Origin of the sequence: Pseudomonas fungipugnans, from assembly GCF_029955235.1 — a bacterium.
Lineage (GTDB): Bacteria > Pseudomonadota > Gammaproteobacteria > Pseudomonadales > Pseudomonadaceae > Aquipseudomonas > Aquipseudomonas fungipugnans.
Genome location: NZ_JARBWL010000002.1, coordinates 1,116,566 through 1,138,096, shown reverse-complemented (window position 1 = coordinate 1,138,096; position 21,531 = coordinate 1,116,566). Strand labels below are relative to the sequence as shown.

At 59.4% G+C, this 21,531-nt stretch carries 22 protein-coding genes and 1 pseudogene; 7 read left to right on the top strand and 16 right to left on the bottom strand.

Translation table 11 applies throughout. The annotated features are described in order from the left end of the window. Positions 1-11: 11 nt before the first annotated feature. Positions 12-977, bottom strand: a complete 966-nt coding sequence (locus tag POF45_RS19965) for a metallophosphoesterase (RefSeq protein WP_282316518.1) — start codon at positions 975-977, stop codon at positions 12-14. A 248-nt stretch (positions 978-1,225) separates the two neighbouring features. Between POF45_RS19965 and POF45_RS19960 the strand changes: the two genes are divergently transcribed. After that, entirely contained in the window at positions 1,226-2,665 is a 1,440-nt protein-coding gene (locus POF45_RS19960) for an ArnT family glycosyltransferase (protein ID WP_282316517.1), read from the top strand. Positions 2,666-2,814: 149 nt separating this feature from the next. Here the strand turns inward: POF45_RS19960 and pmrG are convergent, their stop codons facing one another. Beyond that, on the bottom strand, positions 2,815-3,489 hold the full coding sequence (gene pmrG, locus POF45_RS19955; protein WP_282316516.1) for a lipopolysaccharide core heptose(II)-phosphate phosphatase PmrG: 675 nt from the start codon (positions 3,487-3,489) through the stop codon (positions 2,815-2,817). A 224-nt stretch (positions 3,490-3,713) separates the two neighbouring features. Here pmrG and POF45_RS29920 point away from each other — a divergent pair. Beyond that, positions 3,714-4,811: pseudogene (locus POF45_RS29920) on the top strand (methyl-accepting chemotaxis protein); the annotation flags it as partial. Then, on the top strand, positions 4,806-5,669 hold the full coding sequence (locus tag POF45_RS29915; RefSeq protein WP_409077943.1) for a methyl-accepting chemotaxis protein: 864 nt from the start codon (positions 4,806-4,808) through the stop codon (positions 5,667-5,669). The pseudogene POF45_RS29920 and the gene POF45_RS29915, both read left to right, overlap by 6 nt. A 209-nt stretch (positions 5,670-5,878) precedes the next feature. Here POF45_RS29915 and POF45_RS19945 read toward each other — a convergent pair whose 3' ends face one another. The 10 genes from POF45_RS19945 to mdaB form a co-directional block, all read right to left on the bottom strand. Then, a complete protein-coding gene (locus tag POF45_RS19945; RefSeq protein ID WP_282316514.1) occupies positions 5,879-6,091 on the bottom strand; it encodes a FitA-like ribbon-helix-helix domain-containing protein in 213 nt (70 codons plus the stop codon). A gap of 67 nt (positions 6,092-6,158) precedes the next feature. Continuing rightward, positions 6,159-6,527, bottom strand: a complete 369-nt coding sequence (locus POF45_RS19940; RefSeq protein ID WP_282316513.1) for a glyoxalase superfamily protein — start codon at positions 6,525-6,527, stop codon at positions 6,159-6,161. 104 nt (positions 6,528-6,631) lie between these two features. Next, on the bottom strand, positions 6,632-8,089 hold the full coding sequence (locus POF45_RS19935; RefSeq protein WP_282316512.1) for an N-acyl-D-amino-acid deacylase family protein: 1,458 nt from the start codon (positions 8,087-8,089) through the stop codon (positions 6,632-6,634). Positions 8,090-8,107: 18 nt separating this feature from the next. Then, a complete protein-coding gene (locus POF45_RS19930) occupies positions 8,108-8,746 on the bottom strand; it encodes a YdcF family protein (protein ID WP_282316511.1) in 639 nt (212 codons plus the stop codon). Next, positions 8,743-9,435 carry an HAD family hydrolase gene (locus POF45_RS19925; RefSeq protein WP_259499134.1) on the bottom strand — a complete coding sequence of 231 codons (693 nt, stop codon included), beginning with the start codon at positions 9,433-9,435 and terminating at the stop codon, positions 8,743-8,745. Before POF45_RS19925 ends, POF45_RS19930 begins: the two co-directional genes overlap by 4 nt. Further along, positions 9,401-10,576, bottom strand: a complete 1,176-nt coding sequence (locus POF45_RS19920; protein WP_282316510.1) for an MFS transporter — start codon at positions 10,574-10,576, stop codon at positions 9,401-9,403. Before POF45_RS19920 ends, POF45_RS19925 begins: the two co-directional genes overlap by 35 nt. A 194-nt stretch (positions 10,577-10,770) precedes the next feature. Then, positions 10,771-12,492 carry a carbamoyltransferase family protein gene (locus tag POF45_RS19915; RefSeq protein WP_259499131.1) on the bottom strand — a complete coding sequence of 574 codons (1,722 nt, stop codon included), beginning with the start codon at positions 12,490-12,492 and terminating at the stop codon, positions 10,771-10,773. A 213-nt stretch (positions 12,493-12,705) separates the two neighbouring features. After that, a complete protein-coding gene (locus POF45_RS19910; RefSeq protein WP_282316509.1) occupies positions 12,706-13,599 on the bottom strand; it encodes an NAD-dependent epimerase/dehydratase family protein in 894 nt (297 codons plus the stop codon). 103 nt (positions 13,600-13,702) lie between these two features. Continuing rightward, entirely contained in the window at positions 13,703-14,614 is a 912-nt protein-coding gene (locus tag POF45_RS19905; protein WP_282316508.1) for a LysR family transcriptional regulator, read from the bottom strand. Positions 14,615-14,727: 113 nt separating this feature from the next. Continuing rightward, positions 14,728-15,318, bottom strand: a complete 591-nt coding sequence (gene mdaB, locus POF45_RS19900; RefSeq protein ID WP_282316507.1) for an NADPH:quinone oxidoreductase MdaB — start codon at positions 15,316-15,318, stop codon at positions 14,728-14,730. 161 nt (positions 15,319-15,479) lie between these two features. Between mdaB and POF45_RS19895 the strand changes: the two genes are divergently transcribed. After that, a complete protein-coding gene (locus tag POF45_RS19895) occupies positions 15,480-15,794 on the top strand; it encodes a putative quinol monooxygenase (protein WP_259499124.1) in 315 nt (104 codons plus the stop codon). On the opposite strand, the gene POF45_RS19890 is transcribed toward POF45_RS19895, so the two are convergent. Beyond that, positions 15,784-16,548 (bottom strand): sulfite exporter TauE/SafE family protein, encoded by a 765-nt coding sequence (locus tag POF45_RS19890; RefSeq protein ID WP_282316506.1) that lies wholly within the window; start codon positions 16,546-16,548, stop codon positions 15,784-15,786. The two genes, POF45_RS19895 and POF45_RS19890, sit on opposite strands and share 11 nt — an antisense overlap. Before the next feature lie 152 nt (positions 16,549-16,700). Between POF45_RS19890 and POF45_RS19885 the strand changes: the two genes are divergently transcribed. The 3 genes from POF45_RS19885 (at position 16,701) to POF45_RS19875 (ending at position 18,752) form a co-directional block, all read left to right on the top strand. Next, positions 16,701-17,585 carry a LysR substrate-binding domain-containing protein gene (locus tag POF45_RS19885; RefSeq protein ID WP_282316505.1) on the top strand — a complete coding sequence of 295 codons (885 nt, stop codon included), beginning with the start codon at positions 16,701-16,703 and terminating at the stop codon, positions 17,583-17,585. Positions 17,586-17,887: 302 nt separating this feature from the next. After that, positions 17,888-18,394, top strand: a complete 507-nt coding sequence (locus tag POF45_RS19880; protein ID WP_259499118.1) for a flavin reductase — start codon at positions 17,888-17,890, stop codon at positions 18,392-18,394. 82 nt (positions 18,395-18,476) lie between these two features. Then, entirely contained in the window at positions 18,477-18,752 is a 276-nt protein-coding gene (locus tag POF45_RS19875) for a LysR family transcriptional regulator (RefSeq protein WP_259499116.1), read from the top strand. Positions 18,753-18,884: 132 nt separating this feature from the next. Here POF45_RS19875 and POF45_RS19870 read toward each other — a convergent pair whose 3' ends face one another. From POF45_RS19870 to POF45_RS19860, 3 genes are all read right to left on the bottom strand, one after another. Further along, positions 18,885-19,415: a chorismate--pyruvate lyase family protein gene (locus POF45_RS19870; RefSeq protein ID WP_259499114.1), complete on the bottom strand. Its 531-nt coding sequence runs from the start codon at positions 19,413-19,415 to the stop codon at positions 18,885-18,887. A 72-nt stretch (positions 19,416-19,487) separates the two neighbouring features. Next, positions 19,488-19,850, bottom strand: a complete 363-nt coding sequence (locus tag POF45_RS19865) for an ArsR/SmtB family transcription factor (protein ID WP_259499112.1) — start codon at positions 19,848-19,850, stop codon at positions 19,488-19,490. Between the two features lie 220 nt (positions 19,851-20,070). Further along, positions 20,071-21,522 (bottom strand): efflux transporter outer membrane subunit, encoded by a 1,452-nt coding sequence (locus POF45_RS19860; protein WP_259499110.1) that lies wholly within the window; start codon positions 21,520-21,522, stop codon positions 20,071-20,073. Between the last annotated feature and the right edge of the window lie 9 nt (positions 21,523-21,531).

Below are 21,531 nucleotides of genomic sequence, written 5' to 3'. Positions count from 1 at the left end.
CGCCCGGCGTGTCATTGCGCGAGAACCGGTTCGGCGACGTCCGGCAGCAGGCACCCTTTGGCCATCCACTGACAATCCCTGGCCCAGTGATAGCCGGCCTGCGGATTGCCTCGATCATCGTAATACCTCAACCGCAGCTGGCGGGCATCCAAATCAAGCTTGGTAAAACCGGCAGTCTCGGTCGCAAATGAAGTGTCTTGCTGACCCGTTGCAACGGGATACAGCTTCTGACCGCCGGCCCCGGAAATCACCCACGCCGGCTCTGCCTCACGCAGCAACAACTGTTGATTATGATCGTGCCCGGCCAGGAACACATCGACCTTGTTGCGCGTCAGTGCGGGCAACAACAGGGCGATCAGGGCAGAGTCCTCACCGTGCTCTCCATGGTTGCGCACCGGGTGATGGGCCGCCGCGATGCGCCAAACCGGCGCCGGTCCCGGTTGCTGGAACGCCTGGTCAAGCAGGTCGATCTGATGTTGAAATGTGTCCCGCGGTGCTGAGGTGTCCAGAAACACCATTCGCACCAACGGGCGCCCATCGACGCTGCCGAAATCCTTGACGTAAAAATTGCCCGGCATCTGCCAGCGTCCCGAGCCCGCATGCTGCTGGCCGTATTCGATTTCGACCTTTTGCGATACCGGGTAATCGTGATTGCCCAGCACGGCGAAGAACGGCACATGACTCAACCACTGCCCCCAATAGACACGCTCGAACTTCATCTGCCAGGCCAGGTCGTGGGTCGTGGTTAGCGTTTTGCCGTAAAAGTTGTCGCCCAACAACACGACCATGTCCAGACGCCCGTCCCTGACCGCCACCCGCTCCATCGCCTGCCCGACCCGCCACTGTTGCAGATCCCCGCTACCCTGATCGCCCAGGGCAATCATCGACAGGGTCGAAGGATCCAGCCCGTTCACCGGAACATAGGGCGCCGGTGGTGTAAACATCCAGTGGCCGACGATCGCAGCTACGATCAGCAAGATAATCACGAGGATGATTGACCAGCGGGCAGCTTTTCCAGGTACGGACCGTCTTGCAACAGACGATGTATTTCGGGTGCGTTTCAAGAAGGGCTCACTTGGCATGGCCTGCCAGGCAAAAGGGAGAAACAAGAGGCGACGTTTGCCGCTACTAGATCACAGCGGTTGTTCACACTTTGTTAAGAAATCATCCCGTATACTTTTCCGGCTCGTTTTTACGATCCCTTTTCTTCGGTAGCCAGAAGCCTATGTCGCGTTCCGCCTCTTCGCTGTTTCTGCTCGCTGTTCTGCTGTTTTTCTTCGCGCTGGGCAATCATTCACTGCAAGGCTCCACAGAAGCACGGGTCGCCGGGATTGCCATGCAAATGCATGTGGATAACGACTGGGTGACACCGCGCCTGTTCGGCGTGCCTTTCCTTGAAAAACCACCGTTGAGCCTATGGCTGGACGCCGGGGCGATCCGCGCGTTCGGTGGTACACCGTGGGCGGTGCGCCTGGCGTCGGCGTTTGCCGCGTTGTTTAGCGTCATGATCCTGTACGCCATGTTGCGCAAGTTCGGCCGGCCCAAAGCGGTGGCCTGGACCGCAGGTTTTCTGCTGATAACCGGGGCCAGTTACTGGAGCAACGTACGCGGGGTCGGCGAGGACTCGCTGCTGTCGCTGGGCGTGACCATGACCCTGCTGGCGTTTTTTCAGGGGCTGCGGCAGTCGACGCCCGGCAACGCCCTGCTGTTCATCGCCGGGATTGTCATTGCCACGTTGAGCAAAGGCATGCTCGGCCTGGCCATGCCGGGGGTGGTGATTTTCGCCTTTCTGCTGGCCGAGAGCCTGATGGACAAGCGCCTGAAAGTCGGCGACTGGCTGCGTCCCGGCCTGTTGACGCTGGTGGGGCTGATTCCGCTGCTGATCTGGCTCGCAGTGCTGTATCAACGCGGCGGCATCCAAGCCCTCACCGAAGTGCTGCTGACCAACAGCATCGGGCGCTTCAGTGGCTCGTTCGTCGAGGCCGGGCACTACGAACCGTTCTACTACTACCTGACCAAGCTGCCCCAGGCTTTTTTGCCCTGGAACATTTTGCTGTACCTGGGCTTGTGGCACTTCCGTAAAAGCCTGATGGCCAATCGTTACCTGCTGTTTTTCACGGTGTGGGTGGTGGCGCAGTTCGCCATGCTGACGCTGGCGTCGAGCAAGCGCACGGTGTATCTGATGTCCCTGACCCCTGCCGCCGCCGTGATCGCCGCCGAATATGGCCGGGTGCTGTACGAGCGGCTGATGGCTCGTGAAGGTGCCTCAGGGCTGATCGGATTTATCGCTCGCCACCGCAAGGGACTGATCGCGGGGCTGGGCACCTTTCTGGTTGCCTGCTACCTGATCACCGCGCAATGGTTGCTGCCCAGAGATGATCGTACGCTGTCGTTCGTGCCATTGGTCGAGCAGATCCAGAGCCTCGAAGGCAATGGCCAGCAGGTTGCGCTGTTTCAGGCCGATGAACGCGTGGGCGGCGCCAGCGTGTTCTACCTGCAACGGGTGCTCAAGGGACTGGACACCGAAGCGCAGTTGCATGAGTTTCTGAAGGCTTCACCGTCAAATGTCGCGGTGATGGCCGGCGACAACGAGCCTGTTGCGCCGTTGAAGGTAATCAAGACCATGATGGTGGGGCGTCAGGCTTATTACTTCGTGGGGGAGTAAAATTTCCGGGGCATTACTGACACCGCGTCATCGTTCTTCGCGAGCAGGCTCGCGAAGGCATTTTTGCCGCCACCACCGCGCTCTGACCAAACAACAAAAAACCCGCCACCCCCTCTCAGGGCTGGCGGGTTTTGTCATTCAGACAGCCGCTATTCGGTGACGCTCATCGAACGCCAATCCGAGGCCTCGATGGAACCGAGCACCTGCGGCGCCTGCGGGTTCTGTGCGGAAATGAACAGTGAGGCGCCGTAACCAGGCGATGAGGTGGCAAACTTGAGGGTTTTTTCCAGGTCCGCCATGCACTCGCTATGCGTCACCAGAATCAGATTGCGCCCCGGCACCTTGTGCGCCAGCGCCTCGCGCAGGATGACGCCCTTGCAACTGATCAACCAGTCTTCGCCGACGCCAACCTTGCCGAACATGTAACCGGCGGTTTGCGCGGCGCGCAGTATCGGGCTGTTGTAAATGTCGGCCCTGGTCAAACCCAGGCGTTCGAAATGAGCACCGACGGCCACCGCAACGCCCCTGGAACGATCGGTAATGCCCTCTTCACCGCTCAGGCAAACCGCTGTGGAATGGTCGCAACGTTCGACATGGCGAACCAGAACGATCATATCGCCCCTGGCCCAGCCAGACAGCAATGCCTTGGCACCAGCCACATTACCGTGGGCCAGGTCCGGCACCGCCGCTGGGCTCAGCAGCACCAGCGTCAAGGGAATCACCAGCAACGCCGCCGCCACGACGACAGCCGTATTGCGCCAACGGGCATAGCGCGTCAGATCAATCGAGCGTTTTATCCCGAACAGACTCAGTCTCAATTCCACATCAAGCCCCTCACCGGCCTACAACGCCCGTCATTTAATCCAAGGAGGCTAGAGAAACGCCCGTCGGCGGGAAGTGAAAGACATGTGAAAAAAAGCTTAAGCACCGCCACAGATCTTGTTACAAAACCTGTCTGACAAAATCCTTTCAGCTCTCGCGTTTACGGCCGATACATACCTTTCACACCCTTGCTGGCACCTAAAAACAACAATCTTCCAGCCAACCGATGATCAAGAAGCACAACGTTCCTGGAGGATTTCTGATGAACAGCTGGTTCGGCAATATCAGCGTAAACCTGAAACTGGGCCTGGGTTTCGGCCTGGTCCTGGCATTGACCTGCGTGTTGGCCCTGACCGGCTGGACCAGCCTTGGCGGGCTGATTGACCGCAGCAACTGGATGAGCGACATCACCCAGCTCAACGCCGGGCTGACCAAACTGCGCGTGGTGCGCCTGCAGTACATGCTGACCAACGGCGACGAAAGCGCCGCGCAGAATGTGCAGACCACCCTCGACGGTTTTGCCGCCCAGCAGCAAGCGCTGATCAGCAGCTTCAAGAGCCCGGAAAACGTCAAGTTGCTCAAAGAGCAGGCCGCGACCATCAGCGAATACCAGACGTCCCTGAACAAGATGCGCAACGCCTACCGCACCGGTAACAGCGCCCGCGACGCCATGGGCGCCAACGCCGAGACGGCCAACACGCTGATCGAAACGATCTACACCCGTGTGCAGCAGATGCCCCTGAGCGATCAACGCTTCGAACAGTTCCAGGCCATCACTGCCGCCCGCGAAGAATTCCTGCTGGCGCGCTACGAAGTACGTGGCTATACCGGCAGCACCAACGCCGACACCGAGCAAAAAGCCGTCGCGCAACTGGATTCGGCCATCGCCAGCCTGAAATCCCTCAACGCCCATTTTGCCGACACCGAGGCCGACACCCTGCACCAGCTGGAAACCGCGCTGACCGGTTACCGCAGTGCCTTGCTGGCGTTTAAAGCCGCCAACGCCGACGCCGTACAGGCGCGCAAGGAAATGACCGACCAGGGCACCAACATCGTTACCCTGAGCGACAAGCTGTACCAGATCCAGCTCGACCGTCGTGACATCGAAAGCGCCCAGGCGCGCACCCTGCAATTGATCAGCACCCTGCTGGCGTTGCTGGTGGGCATCATTGCCGCGGTGATCATCACCCGTCAGATCACCCGCCCGTTGCGCGAAACCCTGGCCGTGGTCGAACGCATCGCCAGCGGCGACTTGTCTCAGGACGTCAAGGTCACCCGCCGTGATGAACTCGGTGTGCTGCAACAAGGCATTGCCCGTATGGGCGTGACCCTGCGCGACTTGATCAGCGGCATCCGCGACGGCGTTACGCAAATCGCCAGCGCCGCCGAAGAATTGTCGGCCGTCACCGAACAGACCAGCGCCGGGGTCAACAGCCAGAAGATTGAAACCGACCAGGTCGCCACCGCGATGCACGAAATGACCGCGACCGTTCAGGAAGTGGCGCGCAACGCCGAAGAAGCCTCGCAAGCCGCCGCAGCCGCCGACGGCGAAGCCCGCGAAGGCGACAAAGTGGTCAACGAAGCCATCGCCCAGATCGAACGTCTGGCCAGCGAAGTCGTGCGATCCACCGAAGCCATGAGTGTGCTGCAACAGGAAAGCGACAAGATCGGCAGCGTCATGGACGTGATCAAGGCTGTAGCCGAACAGACCAACCTGCTGGCCCTCAACGCTGCCATCGAAGCCGCCCGTGCCGGTGAAGCCGGTCGTGGTTTTGCCGTGGTCGCCGACGAAGTGCGTGGCCTGGCCCAGCGCACACAGAAATCCACCGAGGAAATCGAAGGCCTGGTCGCCGGTCTGCAGAACGGTACACAGCAAGTATCGGCAGTGATGAACAACAGCCGCGCCCTGACCGACAGCAGTGTCGCGCTGACCCGCAAGGCCGGCGTGTCACTGGAAAACATCACCCGCACGGTGTCCAACATCCAGTCGATGAACCAACAGATCGCCGCCGCCGCCGAACAGCAAAGCGCCGTGGCCGAAGAGATCAGCCGCAGCATCATCAACGTGCGCGACGTGTCCGAACAGACCGCCGCCGCCAGCGACGAGACCGCAGCGTCCAGTGTTGAACTGGCACGGTTGGGCAATCAGTTGCAGGAAATGGTGAGCCACTTCAGGGTGTAAACCGGCGATTTTCAGACATGCTCAAGAGCCCTTTGAATGAAGGGCTTTTGTGTTTTTGGATGTCGGGTTCGACGGGGAAGTCGCCATGTTCGAATATGCACTGGAAGTTCACGAAGAGCCAGGCAGCGTCTGGGTATCGTGCGCCGAGACTCTAGAACTGCACGCTACTGGCGATACTCTTGAGGAAGCGCAGGCCACTGCACTGGGTGCTAGCGAGAAGGAAGATCCAGATCGACTTGCAAGCCGCCCCTGAATCGGCTGCTGATCCGAGTCCCCAAACCACCGACATCAGCACTCGTCTCAAATGCCTGCGTCAAAATCCGGCAAGCCTCATCATCCATCGAATGGCCATTCTCTTGCGCCACGATGCGTAACTGTTCATAGACCTGCCGATCAAGATTGCCAATGGTGATGCTGGTCATAAGTCCCCTGCCACTCGCCTGACTTATCGAGCAAGACTAGCACGGAGCCAAAGTGACTCCCGCCCGCTCAAACACTGATCGCATTGGTAAACACCAACCGATTACCAAACGGATCGGTCACGGTCATGTCCTGGCTGCCCCATGGCATGGCCTGGATTTGCGGGTGGGCGAATACGTATTCCTTGGCCATCAGTTGCCGCTGAAAGTCCTCAAGTTCGTCGGTTTCGATGCGCAGTGCCGAGCCCGGAGTGCAGTCGCCGTGGTGTTCGGACAAGTGCAGCACGCAATCACCCCGGGAGATTTGCAGGTACAGCGGGAAGTCGGCTTCGAAGCGGTGTTGCCAGTCGATCTTGAACCCCAGGAAGTCGACGTAGAACGCCACAGCCTTGGCGACATCGAAAATCCGCAGGATCGGGGTGGTTTTGCCGAAGCTCATGGGTTGCTCCCTGGATTAAAAGCCCATTGTAGACGGGCTGTATGACAGCGCTTCGGCTTGGCGCCGGGATTCTTTAATCTCACAATGCCACTATACAAGACCGTTCAAAGAAAGCCCTGCCGCAAATCACCCTCCCGCGCCAGAAACCGCCCTGCCCTTTGGCCAGTCGCCTGGCCTTCGCTGTAACTCGATACGCCGTTGATCCAGACCCCGTCAATGCCTTCGGCGGCCCGCTGCGGCTCGTTGAAATCCGCCACATCGCGGATCGTCAGCGGATCAAACAACACCAGATCTGCCCAATACCCCTCGCGGATTTCCCCTCGCGCCTTCAAGCCGAAACGCGCCGCCGACAACCCGGTCATCTTGTGCACGGCGGTGTGCAGCGGAAAAAGGCCGACATCGCGGCTGAAATGACCAAGCACCCGAGGGAATGCCCCCCACAAACGCGGATGCGGAAACGGGTCTTCCGGCAGGCCGTCGGAGCCGACCATCGTCAGCGGATGCGCGAGAATACGCCGTACATCGGCTTCGTCCATCCCGTAATACACCGCACCGGCCGGTTGCAGGCGGCGGGCGGCGTCGAGCAACGGCATGCTCCACTCGGCGGCAATGTCGAGCAAATCACGGCCGCCCATTTCAGGATGCGGCGTGGACCAGGTGATAGTGATGCGATGAGCGTCGGTGACTTGCCTGAGGTCCAGGGTCGAGGAACTTGCCGCATACGGATAACAATCGCAACCGACCGGGTGGTTTTTCGCGGCCAGCTCAAGCGCCGCCAGCAGTTGCGGACTGCGGCCCCAGTTACCAACGCCGGCACATTTGAGGTGGGAAATGATTACCGGACTTTGCGCATGCCGACCGATGCGGAACGCTTCGTCCATGGCCTCCAGCACCGGCTCGAATTCGCTGCGTAGATGAGTAGTGTAGACCGCGCCGAAGGCCGTCAACTCTTCAGTCAACTGCATCACCTCGTCGGTGGATGCAGAAAATGCGCTGGCGTAGGCCAGGCCTGTGGATAACCCCAGCGCGCCCGCCTCCAGACTCTCGCGCAATTGCTTGCGCATCGCCGTGACTTCATCGCCGGTGGCCGTACGTAACAGGTCGTCGAGGTGGTTGCTGCGCAGCGCGGTGTGGCCGACCAGCGCTGCCACGTTCAGCGTGGTGTTTGCAGCTTCGACGGCCGCACGGTAGTCGCGAAAGCGTGGATAAACAAAGGCACTGGCGGTTCCCAACAAGTTCATCGGGTCTGGCGGATCAGCGCGCAGACTGACCGGCGATGCGCTGATCCCGCAGTTGCCGACGATCACCGTGGTCACGCCCTGGCTGAGCTTGGGCAGCATCTGCGGCTGGCGAATCACAACCGTGTCGTCATGGGTGTGGACGTCGATAAAACCCGGCGCCAGCACCCGGCCCGCCGCGTCAATTTCCTCGACAGCATTGGCGTCCTTCAGATCGCCAATGCGCTCGATCCGGCCATTGAGAATCGCCACATCGGCCGAGTAACCGGGGCAGTTACTGCCATCAATGACGAGGGCGTTGCGGATCAGCGTGTCGTACTGCAAGTCAGTCTCCCGGTGAGGTCAGCTCCGGCCCTGGATCAAATGGTGGTCAAATCCCTGTTCCACCAGAAAACGCCATGCCACCTGCACATCATCGGGGATGACCTGCTCGGCCTGGAAGCCCAAAGAAGGGTAAACCATGATGCGGTGCACATCGCCGACCATTTCATCAATCAGCCCCAGCACGCCGATCATGTTGGACACCCCGCCCGGAAAACTGAACGCCGGCGCATCGACAAAGGCATCGAGTTCCGGCCACTGGATCGGCAGCGTCAATGCCACACGCCGGATGGAATTCGGCTTGGTCAGGAACGTGGCACGGCGCACCTGAGGAAAAAGCGCCCTGGCGAATCCGATATTTTCGGCGAAGTTGGTTGCGCGGGATTCCAGGGTGAACTGATCCGCTGACACACCGAGCTCCAGCGCCCTTTGCGCGAACACATCGGCTTCGGTCCGGGCCCACAAATGCCGGGTCCAGTTGCCGGTGTTGCCGGTAAACAACAGGTGCGGTGCAACGCCTTGCTTCAACAATTCGCAGGCGTAGTCGCAAACGCGCAGGTCGTAGGAGCCACAGACGACAATCAACTCGCAGGGCTGGTGCTGGCGTCCCTGGCCGAGGAAGTCCCAGAGCACGGTGGCATGCTGCAGGGTCGGCGTCATGAGCGGGCGACTCCGACAAACAAGCCGTCGCGGTCATAGAAGTGCATGGCCGCCTCGTTCAGCGAAAACGGCAAGGCATCGAAATCCGCATAGACCGCATCTGCACCGTGCGCGCTCAATGCCTGATCCTCACCAATACCGATACACAGCGCTCCGCTGCTGACCGCCGCCTGCACGCCGCTGACAGAGTCCTCGAACACCAGGCATTCATCGCTCTGACGCTGCAGTTGCGCGGCGGCCAAACGATACGCGTCGGGTGCCGGTTTGCCGCTGCGCACGTCATCGCGGCAGATGATGACGTCGAATACCGTCGTCAGCCCGTGTTGGCGCAAGACATGCCCGACCCGCTCGCGCCAACTGCTGGTCACCAGCGCCAAAGGCACCGAGGCGTCCTTGAGTTGCGCAATCAGCGCGGCCACACCCGGCACCAACGCACAGGTCGAAATCTCTTCAATGGCGTCGACTTGTTTCTTGATCGCTACGCGCTGTTGCTCATCAAACCGACCAAACAGCGCCTGCATCGTATGGCCACCCGGACGGCCATGAATATGCTCGCGAATGAACGCCTGATCGACGGCAATGCCGTACTGCCGGGCGACGGTCGTCCAGGCCCGCTCGATAACTTCGCGCGACTGGATCAGCACACCATCCATATCAAAGCAGACGGCGGTAAAGGTTCGTTGTGTCATGAGTTGGGCTTCGCATCTTCTGATGAGCAATAAAGGCCAGCAGTGTTCCGATCAGGGCGAACAGCGCCATCACGTAATAAGACCACTGCGGCTGCGTCTCGTACAAATAGCCGGCGAACGGCGTCGCCAATCCCATGGGCAGCGCGACGGCCAGGGAGTAATAAACGCCCTGGGTGAAGACCTGAATGTCTTCGGGTGCCTGGTCGCGGATGCAGCGCATGATTGCCGAGTGATAGGCGGCAAAACTCAAGGCATGCAGGCATTGCCCGAGCAGAATGACCGACAGCGCATCGCTGTTGGAAAAGAACGCCCAGCGCATCGCGGCGCAGACACTGGAAAACATCACGATAGACAATGGCGACCAGATCGACAGGACTTTATTGGAAAGCGCGAAATAGGTAATTTCCGCAATCACCGCCACCGACCAGAACATCCCGATGGACGCCGCGGAATAGCCCTTTACACCCCAGCCAATCGACGAGGTGGAAAAGTACAGGGTGTGGCTGAGCTGAATGAAACTGGCGGCGGCAATCGCGATGAGCAAACTTTTGCGCTCGAACAGCGCTCGCCAGTCAGGTCGTTTGACGTTGCGGGCGACAGGTTGCAAACCGTCTCGGGACACCCGGCGCTTCAAGCGCAAACAGGCCACGGCCGTGAGCAGCATGCTGGCGGCTATCACCAGCGGCACCCAGAACTGGCCGTGGCGGGCGAACAACACACCGCCCAATGTCGAGGTCAGGATAAACGCGGAAGAACCGACTGCCCGGACCCAGCCGTAGTTTTGCAGCGCCTGTTTGTCGCGCTTGAGCAAGTACGATTCGGACAGTGGCAGCACCACCATCCACAGGCCGCCGAACAGGATGCTCAAAGATACAAACATCCATAAGTACGCGGGCAGGAAGTAGAAGAACAGGGTGCACAACGCGGCGGTAAATCCGAGAAACCCGGCAAGACGCAGTTGGTCCACTCGCCAGTCGGCGACGTAAGTAATGAAGACGCCGGTGAATACTTGAGGCCAATAAGCTGCTGCGATCAGCAGGCCGATCTCACTGGCGCTGAAGCCCAGTGAATCCAGCCAGGTCGGCCAGAACGGATAGATGATCCCTTCTGCCGCGAAGAAGCCGAAAAAGATCAGGTACATGGGGTAGCCATAGGTTCAACACTCCAGAAACAGGGTCCGTTGGCACTTGCACCGTCCAAATGTGGGAGCGAGCCTGCTCGCGAAGGCGTCGGTACACCCGATAAAGATGTATAAGTCAGACCGCTTTCGCGAGCAGGCTCGCTCCCACAGGTGATCGGTATTGTCCGATTCCAGCCTGCACAACTTTCAATCCATCATTCAAACCGCTGCTGCGTGAAGCTGTTTCTGCCCTTGCGCCACACGATCAACGATTCGCTCATCACCACCAGATCGACCATGCCTTCTTTCAACGCATCCAGCGCATCCTGAGGAGAACATACAATCGGTTCTTCATGGCGGTTGAACGAGGTGTTGATCAGCGCACACTGGCCGGTCTTGTCGTGCCAGGCATTCAGCAGGCGGTGCATGAACGCATCCCCTTGTGGTCGGATGATCTGCGGCCGCGCCGTGCCGTCGATGTGCACCACCGCCGGGCTGGCTTCGCGAAATTGCGGATGGCAGTCGTAGGTCATGGTCATGGTGTCGGCGGCGACCTGGTCCTCCTCCCAACCCACGTAGCAAGCAGCGGCCTGCTCGATGGCGGTGACCGGGCCAAACGGCATGAACTCGGTGCGGTGCATGCGCTTGTTCAGCCAGTCGTTCACGTCAGCGTCCTGGGCGTGATAGACAATGCTGCGGTTGCACAGCGAGCGCGGGCCGAACTCCATCTTGCCCTTGAACATGCCCAGCACCTGATTCTCCAACAGTGCCTCGGTCAACACCTCGATGATGTTGGACGGGGTGTGGTAGCCCAGTTCCGGGTAGTCGCGGATGATCAGGTTGATATTCTGCGAAACGCTGCGCGACTCGGGCCCCAGTAGCATCGCCGGGTTGCGGAAGCGGGTGCCGTTCTCCAGGTAAGCCGTACCGACCGCCGCCGCCAGCGCCAGGCCGCCATCCCCCATGCACGGCAACACGTAGACGTTCTTGATCCCCGGAATCTCGCGCAAACGTTGATTGAGTTTCACGTTGCCAAACACGCCACCGGCCAGGCACAAGTTGGTGCTTCCCCGTTGCGCCAAGTGATGGCTGACCGTGGCCACCAACAGGTCTTCAGTGTGGCGCTGCACGGCGGCGGCGATGTCTTCCGGGGTTTCGCGGGCAAACAGGGTTTCCAGCGGTTCGCTGTAGTGGTTGTAGGACGGCAGGAACAAATCACCGCAATTGGCCTTGATGCGCCCATCCTCGAAACGAATCATCTGCTGCATCACGCCCAGCAGTTTTTGCGGATCGCCGAATGCCGCCAGGCCAGTGACTTTGCCTTCGTGACGGTTCGGTTTGTAGCCCAGCAGATGGGTAATGCGCCCGTAGAAATAACCCAGGCTGTCGATGCTGGTTTCCCGTTGCAACACAGTCGTTTCAGTCGGGCTGTACCAGGTGACAGTCAGCGACTGGAAGTCACCACGGCCGTCACACGTCAGCGTCAGCGCCTCGTCAAACGGTGAACAGACGAAAGCGCCCAAGGCATGACATTCATGGTGATCAATGTAATACGCCTTGCCGGTCAGACCATTGGCTGAAATATATTCGTCAAACTCGGCGCGTTTCTCTTTATCGTTTTTTACTTCATCGGTGACACGCTGGCGGAACTGCGAAAGTCCCTGCGGATTATTTCTGACTTCTTCAACAATACGGTCGAAATACAACGCCAGGTGTTTATCGGCACTGAACCCGGCGTTCCAGCCATAGGCAACATAATCGATATCTTCGAGCATCAGCCCGGCTTGGCTTAATACAAATTCGATGGACTTGGCGGGCCAGATCTTGTGGTCCTTGATGCGGGTAAAGCGCTCTTCGCTGACCGCCGACAGAATCTGGCCATCGCGCACCAGGCAGGCGCCCGACAAATCATTGTTGGTAATGCCTAGAATGATCATTGCAATATCCTTTTGCTATTAGCGTCCAATTTTTTAAGCCGATTAAGACTATGTTTGACCGGGGTTGGATGCTAATAGAAAAGTCCTACATACTTCGTATAACTTTTATTAAATAATTGACAGCTGTCCCTGTTTACAGGGACAAACGACTTCAGCCATAAAAAAGCCCGCTCGCGATAACTTCGCGAGCGGGCTTTATATTCAGCGATGTATTTACACCATCTCGTGGCTAATCCATTCAACCACCGAAGTGCGCTTCGGCACCCAGCCCAGCAACTCACGGGCGCGTTGACCGCGAACCCGGCTGTTGGAGCCCAGGCCATAGTTGGCCATTTCATAACCCCACTCGGCTTCGGCGTCTTTCAAGGACCAGTCTTGTGGCTCGCCCAGGTTCAAGGCTTTGGCCATGGCGGTGGTCATGTCGATGAACGAGGACTCGCCGCTTTCGACGAAGTAGAAGGTGCCCGGTACATTGTGGGTCAGCGCCAACAGGTACAGCGCCACCACGTCTTCGATGTGCACGTTGGACCAGATGTTCTGCCCGCTGCCGACATGGCGAACGATGCCGCTTTTGCGCGCCTGTTTGAGCAGACGTGGCAGTTGCACGCTGTCACGCTTGACGCCCAGGCTGTGGCCGTAGATCAGGGTGTTGCAGATCACCGCCGAATTCACGCCGTCTTTCGCCGCCGCCAGGATCAGGTTATCGATGGCCACCCGCGCCGCCTTGTCGACAGTCGGCGCTGGCAGGTTGTCTTCGTAATAGATGACATCGCTGGATTTGCCGCCCGACGCGTCGCCGACAATGCTCGAACCGCTGGTGTGCAGGAACACTTTGTGCGAGCCGCGCAGCGCGTCGAGCAAGGCTTCAACCGCGCCACGATGGTCGCTGCTGGCGGCGTTGATCACGGCGTCGGCGGCGCGAGCCTGTTTGGCCAGGAGCGCGCTGTCGTCCAGCGTGCCGATGACCGCAGTGATACCCAGAGCCTTGAGTTCAGCGGCTTGCTCGGCGCTGCGCACCAGACCGGTGACTGAATGACCGGCCTGAACCAGCCCCGTAGCGATGGAGCCGCCGATAAAGCCGGCAGCGCCGGTAATGAATACGTTCATGGAGAAACTCCCTGCGTGAATAAGTGATGCAACGAGTATCCCCCGCCTGCCAACGCCGAAAAATCCCCGCAGGCCCAATTCACTCTTGCGCAGGAATCACGAATCAGCCCTTGAAGTCGGCGTTGGCGTATTGCGCCAATTTGCCCTGGATAAAATCCAGGAAACACTGAATGCGCAGGGCCAGTTGCGAGTTGCGGTAGTACACGGCGTTGATCGGCTGCCGATAGCCGCTGTTGAAGTCAGCCAGCACGACGTGCAGGCGACCGGCGCGGATGTCGTCGATGGTCATGAAATGGGAAAGGCAGGCAATCCCCTGGCCTTCCAGTACCAAGTGGCGGATGGTTTCGCCGCTGGACGCGCTGATCGCCGGCGTAATCGGCCAGCGGTCGCCATGCACATAGCGCAGTGGCCACTGGTTGAGGCCTTCGTTCTGGGTGAACCCGAGCAATGTGTGCGCGCTCAGATCGGCGACGGCGCTCGGTGTGCCGTGGCGTTCAAGGTAGGCGGGACTGGCGACGATGTGCAGCGGGCTGCAACCCAGGGAACGGGCGTGCAGGGTCGAGTCGGCGAGCACGCCGATGCGGATGGCGATGTCGGTGCTTTGTTCCAGCAGGTCAATGATCAGGTCGTTGCTGTTCAGCTCCAGTTGGATGTCCGGATAGAGCCTGCGAAACTCATCGATGTACGGCACGATGGCGTGCAGCATGAAAGGCGATGCGGCGTTGATGCGCAGGCGACCGGAGGGCGTTTGCTGACGGGCGTTGAGGCGCTCTTCTAGTTCGTCCATCTGATCGAGAATCAGCTTGGCGTGTTCGAAGAAGTACTTGCCCTCCTCGGTCAGGTCCATGCGCCGGGTGGTGCGGTTGATCAGTGTGGTGTCGAGCTTGGCTTCCAGGCGCGACAGGGTGCGGCTGACCGCAGAAGGCGTCTGCCCGACCTGCTCGGCGGCCGCGGAAATCGACCCGCATTCAATTACGCAGACGAAAATCTGCAATTCATCGGATCTGGCTTTCACGGGTGTCCTCTATCGATGGCCCTGCACACTAACCTGTGGAGCGAGCTTGCTCGCTCCACAGGGGAATTGTGGTGTTCAGGCTTTATTACCTGGCTTTCGATAGTAGCCGAGCCTCAGGCCTTAAGGCCAAACACCTCACGCAAATGCTGCTCGTACCGCGCCACATCGGCCTCGATGTTCGGCCGTTTCATCACGTCCACACAGATAAACGTCGGCAACCCGGTCATGCCCAGGAACTCGTTGGCCTTGTGGAACGGGAAGTACACAGCGTCCACGCCCTTGGCTTCGAAGAAATCGGTGGGGTCGTCGAAGGCTTGCTGCGGCGCGTTCCAGGTCAGCGACAGCATGTACTGCTTGCCCTGCAACAGGCCGCCGCTGCCGTATTTTTGCGAGGCGTCGGAGCGGGTGCGGCCATCGCTGGCGTACAGGCTGCCGTGGCCTTCGGTGAAGACTTCGTCGATGTATTTTTTCACGGTCCACGGTGCCCCCATCCACCAGCCTGGCATCTGGTAAATGATCACGTCGGCCCAGAGAAATTTGGCAACTTCTTCGGCGACGTCATAGCCCTCGTCGATGAAGGTGGCCTTGACGTCCACGCCACCGCGATCCAGCACACTCAACGCGGCGTCATGCAGGGTGGCGTTGTAGCGACCGTCGGAATGGGCAAATTTTTTGCCGCCATTGAGCAACAGGACTTTTTTCATGGGTGGTCTCGGAAGGTGGGAAATTCGATGGCGGCAGAGTAATCACCGGCCTCGCGCGGAAAAAGCGCCGAACTCGCAAAATTCATTTGACCAAAACGCACGAATCACCCTCAGATTGTTGCCATAGAATTCCGGCCCTTCTGAATTTGAGGGGACATTTGATGAGTGAACAACACGGTTTCATCCTGCACGCCAAGACTCGTCCGGAGATGGCCGACGCATTCGAAGCGCTATTCCGCGCCTACGTTGAACCGAGCCGCGCCGAGCCGGGCTGCATCGAATACCACATGCTGCGCGACCAACAGGACCCGACCCTGTTTATCTTTTATGAGGTCTGGGCGTCTCAGGCACATCTGGATGTGCACTCGAATCTGCCGCACATGCAGCAGTTTCGCGAGCAACGTATGGAGTACCTGGAACGGGATTTCGATATCCGCGCCATCGACATGCTCAGCGCCTCCTCGGCTAACCGCTGATCAGCAAATGGCTGCCGAGCAGTCCCAGGCCGATGAAGAACACGCGCTTGAACAACCGCGCGCTGATCCGCTGACGCAGCCATTGCCCCAGCCACATGCCCAGCAGCGCCGGGATCAGCACCAGCACTGACGCACTCAACTCGCCGCCTCCCAGTTCGCCGCGCCACGACAGGCCGGCGGCGAGGGCCAGGGTCGAGACTGTGAACGACAGACCCAGCGCCTGCACCAGTTCATCCCGGCTCAAACCCAGCGCCTGCACATAAGGCACTGCCGGGATCACAAATACGCCGGTGGCCGAGGTGATGACGCCAGTCAGCACCCCGCAAAGCGGCCCGAGCCAGCGCTCGGTTCGCCCGCCGACGTGCAACATGGGCAGCAGCAAACCGCTCAAGGCGTAGATCAGCAACGCCGCTCCCAGCGCTCGTACCACCCAGTGTCCGCCCGCCATGCCGATCCACAGCGTGCCCGCGCCGGTGCCGATGAAAATCGCCAGCAGCATCGGCCACAGCCGTTTGATCAAGCCGCGAAGATGGCCGCCGAACGCCAGTTGCCAGACGTTGGTCAAGGTTGCGGGGATGATCAGCAGCGCCGCAGCCTGTGACGGTGCCATAGCCAGACCGAGCAGGCCCATGGCGATGGTCGGCAAGCCGAGGCCGATCACGCCTTTGACCATGCCGGCCAGGAGGAAGGTGGCGATGACCAATATTGACAGGGTCAATCCGAGGTTTTGGTAGAACGTGGCGAGCGTATTCATGGGGCCATGTTGAGCCCTGGATGAGGGGATGAAAATCTGCCATATATTGAGGGTGCCTTCTGCCTTGCAAGAGGCAGGATTTACGCCGATCAAATGTGGGAGCGAGCCTGCTCGCTCTCACAGGTTTTGCACCCTCACTGGAGGTGGTACCCATGCACTTCGACCTCACCGACCTGCGCCTCTACCTGCACATTCTCGACACCGGCAACATCACCGCCGGCGCCGCACGCAGTCATCTGTCCCTGGCCGCCGCCAGTGCACGGATTCGCGCGATGGAGGCATCGCTGGGCATCGAGTTCCTGCAGCGTGGCCGCCGTGGCGTCACCCCTACACCCGCCGGAAAAGCCCTGGCGCAACATGCCCGCCTCCTCCTGCAACAAGCCGAACGCATGCAGCAGGACATGGCAGAGTACGCCAAGGGCGTCAAAGGCCAGGTACGCCTGCTGTGCAACACCACCGCTATCACCGAGTACTTGCCGGAATTGCTGGCGGACTTCTTGCGGCGCCATCCCAACCTCGACATCGACTTGCAGGAAATGCCCAGCGCCCGCATCACTCATGCCCTGCGTCAGGGTGCAGCAGACCTTGGCATCGTCTCTGATGCGCTGGACATTCATGGCCTGCAATCACGCCCGTTTCGCGATGATCCGCTGGTGTTGATCCTGCCCCTCGATCACCCGCTGGCCGACAGCGATTCAGTAAATTTCAGCGACACGTTGCAGCACGACTATGTGGGGCTCAACGCCAACAGTGCATTAGCGGTGTATCTGGAAGAACAGGCGTTGCACACAGGCGTGCGAATGCAGATCCGCATTCGTGCCGATGGTTTCGATGGTGTGATGCGCATGGTCGCGCGAGGGGCTGGACTGGCGGTTGTACCGCTGGCAGCAGTCGAGCGCCGGTCGGCGGAAAAATCGTTCAGATGCGTGGTGCTGCAAGCGCCGTGGGCGCAACGCAAATTGCTGCTCTGCGCCCGTGATTTTACGGCGTTGCCGGCTTATGCCAGTGCCTTGTCGCAGGCGTTGATAAACCCTTGAGGACACCTTGAAATTAACGCGATAACGGTGGCGTGGAAGCATGCTTGCGCTGGACAGCAGAGCAGTCCCCTTGTTTGTGAAGAGCGGGGCCAATACGCGGCCCAGCGGGAGCAAGCTCCCTCGCCACAAACAGTAGGATTGCTCACGCAAAATAAGCACAAGGAATAGCTTGCAAGGTACGCATACATACGTACTATAGCTTCCGAGCGAACGTGTTGCCCTGTAGCCGTTTTTCGCACAACGACAACGGACAAGGACGTACGGATCAGCTCCAATAACCTACAAGGAATGAAGGGGACGTTATGGTTGATTCAACGGAGTTTCGTAATGCAATGGCGATGCTGGGGAGTGCCGTCACCATCGTCACCACGGATGGCCCGGCAGGGCGTTTCGGGTTTACCGCCTCGGCGGTCTGCAGCGTGACGGACAGCCCGCCTACGTTGCTGGTATGCGTCAATCGTTCCTCGTCCAATCACGAGCATTTCAAGACCAACGGGGTGCTGTGCGTCAACGTACTGACCGGCGAGCATCAGTCTACCTCCGGAGCATTTGCCAATCGCCAATTGTCCATGCAGGAGCGGTTTTCCAGCGTCAATTGCAAGACTCTGGTGACTGGTTCTCCGGCCATTGACGAAGCACTGGTGAGCCTCGACTGTCGCGTGAGCAAGATCGACGAGGTCGGCACTCACAGTATTTTCTACTGTGAAATCCTCGAGCTTCAACACAGTGAGGCCAAGGAAGGCCTGGTCTATTTCAATCGCAATTACTACCGCCTCAACGACGAATTGCGCTTGGCTCCCGATCAGTAACGGGGGCTCCCGTCACTCCTGACCGCCGCCGTTTGCCTGAACGTCGGCTCGTCAGATTCCGGGTCATTACAGGGATGAAAAGATGTTATTCAATGAAGAAAACTTTGCGGATATCGACCTTAACCTGATCATAATTTTTCTGGTGCTGTTTCGCGAACGAAGCGTCTCGCGCACGGCTGAGCGCCTGCACGTCAAACAACCTGCAATCAGCGGCTCGCTGGCGCGCCTGCGCAAGCGGTTCGATGACCCGCTGTTCCTGCGCGCCGCCAACACCATGCGCCCGACGTCAAAAGCCGAAGAGCTGGCGCAGGCCCTCAGCCCGGCGATCCGCCAGATTGAAGCGGTGATCAGCCTTTGAATTGAACACACACAACCCCCTGTGGGAGCGAGCCTGCTCGCGAAGGCGTTGTCAGCCTCAACACTGATGTTGACTGACAGAGCGCTTTCGCCAGCAGGCTCGCTCCCACAGGGATTGTGTTGACTGGATGAACTAGATGCGTGCCCAGAACGCCGGCAGAAAACACTCGCTGACCAGCAGTGCCGAGCCGTTGCGGGTGAAGCGCGAACGCCTTGCCAGCAAGCGCTTGGCCTGTGGCGCGTAACGATAGGACAGCGCCGCCAGCGGGGTGCTGGGCGGCAACAGGGCACACTGGAAGGGCTCGCGCAGGGTCTGGGCTGACGTGTAGAGAATCTCGGCCAGCGGTCGACCACCGTATTCGTTCAGCTCCGACCAGTCGCTGTTCAGCGCCGGTACGCTGGTCAGGCTGCGCGCCGTGACGCACGCTTCGCCATCGATCTTCATCACCACTTCACGCACCCAGGCGGTCGACGCCGGCGGGACGTTCAAGGCTTGTGCCTCATCATGATTAAGCAGGCCGTGGGACTGCTCGACCACCTCGATCGAATAGTTGCCCATGGCTTTCAAACGCGGGGTCAGCGCGCCCGGCAAAAACAGCCAGTGATGTTCGGGGGCGGTCAACTCCGACAGCGGCCCTGAAGACCAGTAATGACTTTTGTCCATGTCCACACCCTCCCTGGTGATTGTGAATCGGTTAGTTGGAGTGAAGGGCCACAGCGCTTCACTCACATGCAATCAACCTTCAGCGTCTTCGTTCACTTCGTGCTTGCTGATCACATCGACGGTCTGTTCATCGAACTTGACGGCCGTGAGCAGCGAATCGAGCAAACCTGGAAACCGCAGGTCCATGTCCTCACGACGCAAGGACAACAGGTTTTCCCGACCGTATGGCCGTTGCCAAATCAGACCGCTGTCGCGCAACACCCGCCAATGGTGGGTCATGGTCGACTTTGATGCGCCCCGCAGAATCCGGCCGCAAGGGTGTTCCTGGCCATCGGCCAACACCTTGAGCACGGTCAGGCGCAATGGGCTACCCAGCGCGGACAGAACATTCTCTAACAAGATCTGGTCCTGATTGGGGTGATTTGGAACGTTCATAGGTAGGTACCTTTGTTGATATAGGCGGGAAAAGCCTTACTAGAATTCGTCTATACGAGAACAGTAAGACTATACACAAAGATCCCTTCTCCCGCGATAAACGCCCGGGCATAGAACCTGTGGGAGCGGACTTGCTCGCGAAGGGATCGTGTCAGTCAGTATCAATGTGACTGAAAGGTCGCTTTCGCGTTCAAGTCGCTCCCACAAGGATTTGTGGTGCTCAATTGATGGTATTTTTCGCCAGCGGCGCCTCACGCTCCTGGAAGCCCCCCCCCAACGCCGCCATCAACGAAATCGAGCTGTCGATGTGCTTGCTGTTGAGGAACGCCAGGCGCATTTCGTCCTGAATCAGTTGCTGCTCGATATTCAGCGCATCGAGGAACGTGTCTTCGCCCGCCTTGTAGCGCGACTGCGACAGTTCATAGGAAGACTGGGCAATCGCACAGGCATCGCGCTGGACCACAATCTGCTGCTCGAAGGAACGCAATTGCGTCACCGAAATCGCCACTTCGTGCAGTGCCGAGGTCAGCACCTGGTTGTAGTGAGCGATGGACACGTCCAGCTCGGCGTTGCCGGCCTTGAGGTCGGAGCGTAGGCGCCCGGCATCGAAAATCGGCAGCGAGATGGTCGGCGCCACATTCCAGAATTTGCTGACGCCGGCAAACAGCGCATCACCCGACAGGGCGTGAGAGCCTGCGGCGGCCGCCAGGTTGATATTCGGATAGAACGTGGTCTTCACCGCGTCAATGTTCTTGTTCTCGGCCTCCACCCGCCAGCGCGCCGCAACGATGTCCGGGCGGCGGCCCAGCAGTTGCGCCGGCAGCTGAGCCGGCAGCGCTACCACACTCGCTTGCAGGCTCGCTGGGCGCTCGATGCTTTGCGCCCGATCAACGCCCTTGCCCACCAGCACCGACAATTGCAGACGCGCCACTTCAATGTCGTCCAGCGCGCCGATCAACGTCGATTCGGAACGCGCCTTGAGGCTCTGCACCTGCTTGAGTTGCGACAGGTTATCCAGCCCCGAGTTGTAGCGAGAATCCGACAGCTCCACCAATTTGCTCAACCGCGCCAGATCGCGGCGATTGAGCTCCGAAACCTGCCAGGCATAGGCCAGTTGGTTGTAGGCCTTGACCACGTTGACCGTAAGAATCAGCTTCGACGATTGCAGATCGACTTCCGCCGCCATGGCGCTGTTGAGTGCCGATTCCCAGGCCGCTCGCTGCCCGCCCCACAGGTCGAAGGTGTAATTGAAATTGACCGCCAGGTTGCGCGCCGTGAAGTACTTGTGGCCTTCGCCGCTGTAGTCTTCGAAGCGCGACAGGCGACCACGGGTGACGCCCGCCGAGGCATCCATTTGCGGGAAGCGCTCGGCATCGCGCAAGTCCAGGAACGCATTGGCCTTGGCCACTCGCGCCTGCACTTCCTGCAAGTCCGGGTTGCTGGCATAAGCCTCTTCAATCAAGGCCCCCAGCCGTGGATCGCCCAGGGACGTCCACCAATCGGCACGAGGCCAATTGGCCGGTGGCAGCGTGTCTTTCAGGCTGTTGGAGGACGCCTGGTCAAGCGACAGCAACTTGCCCTGATGATCGATCCCGGCGTAGTTCACACAGCCGGCGGCCAACATGATCGAGACGGCCAACGGCGCCAGCATGAAGCGTGTAATCCGATACATACAACTTCC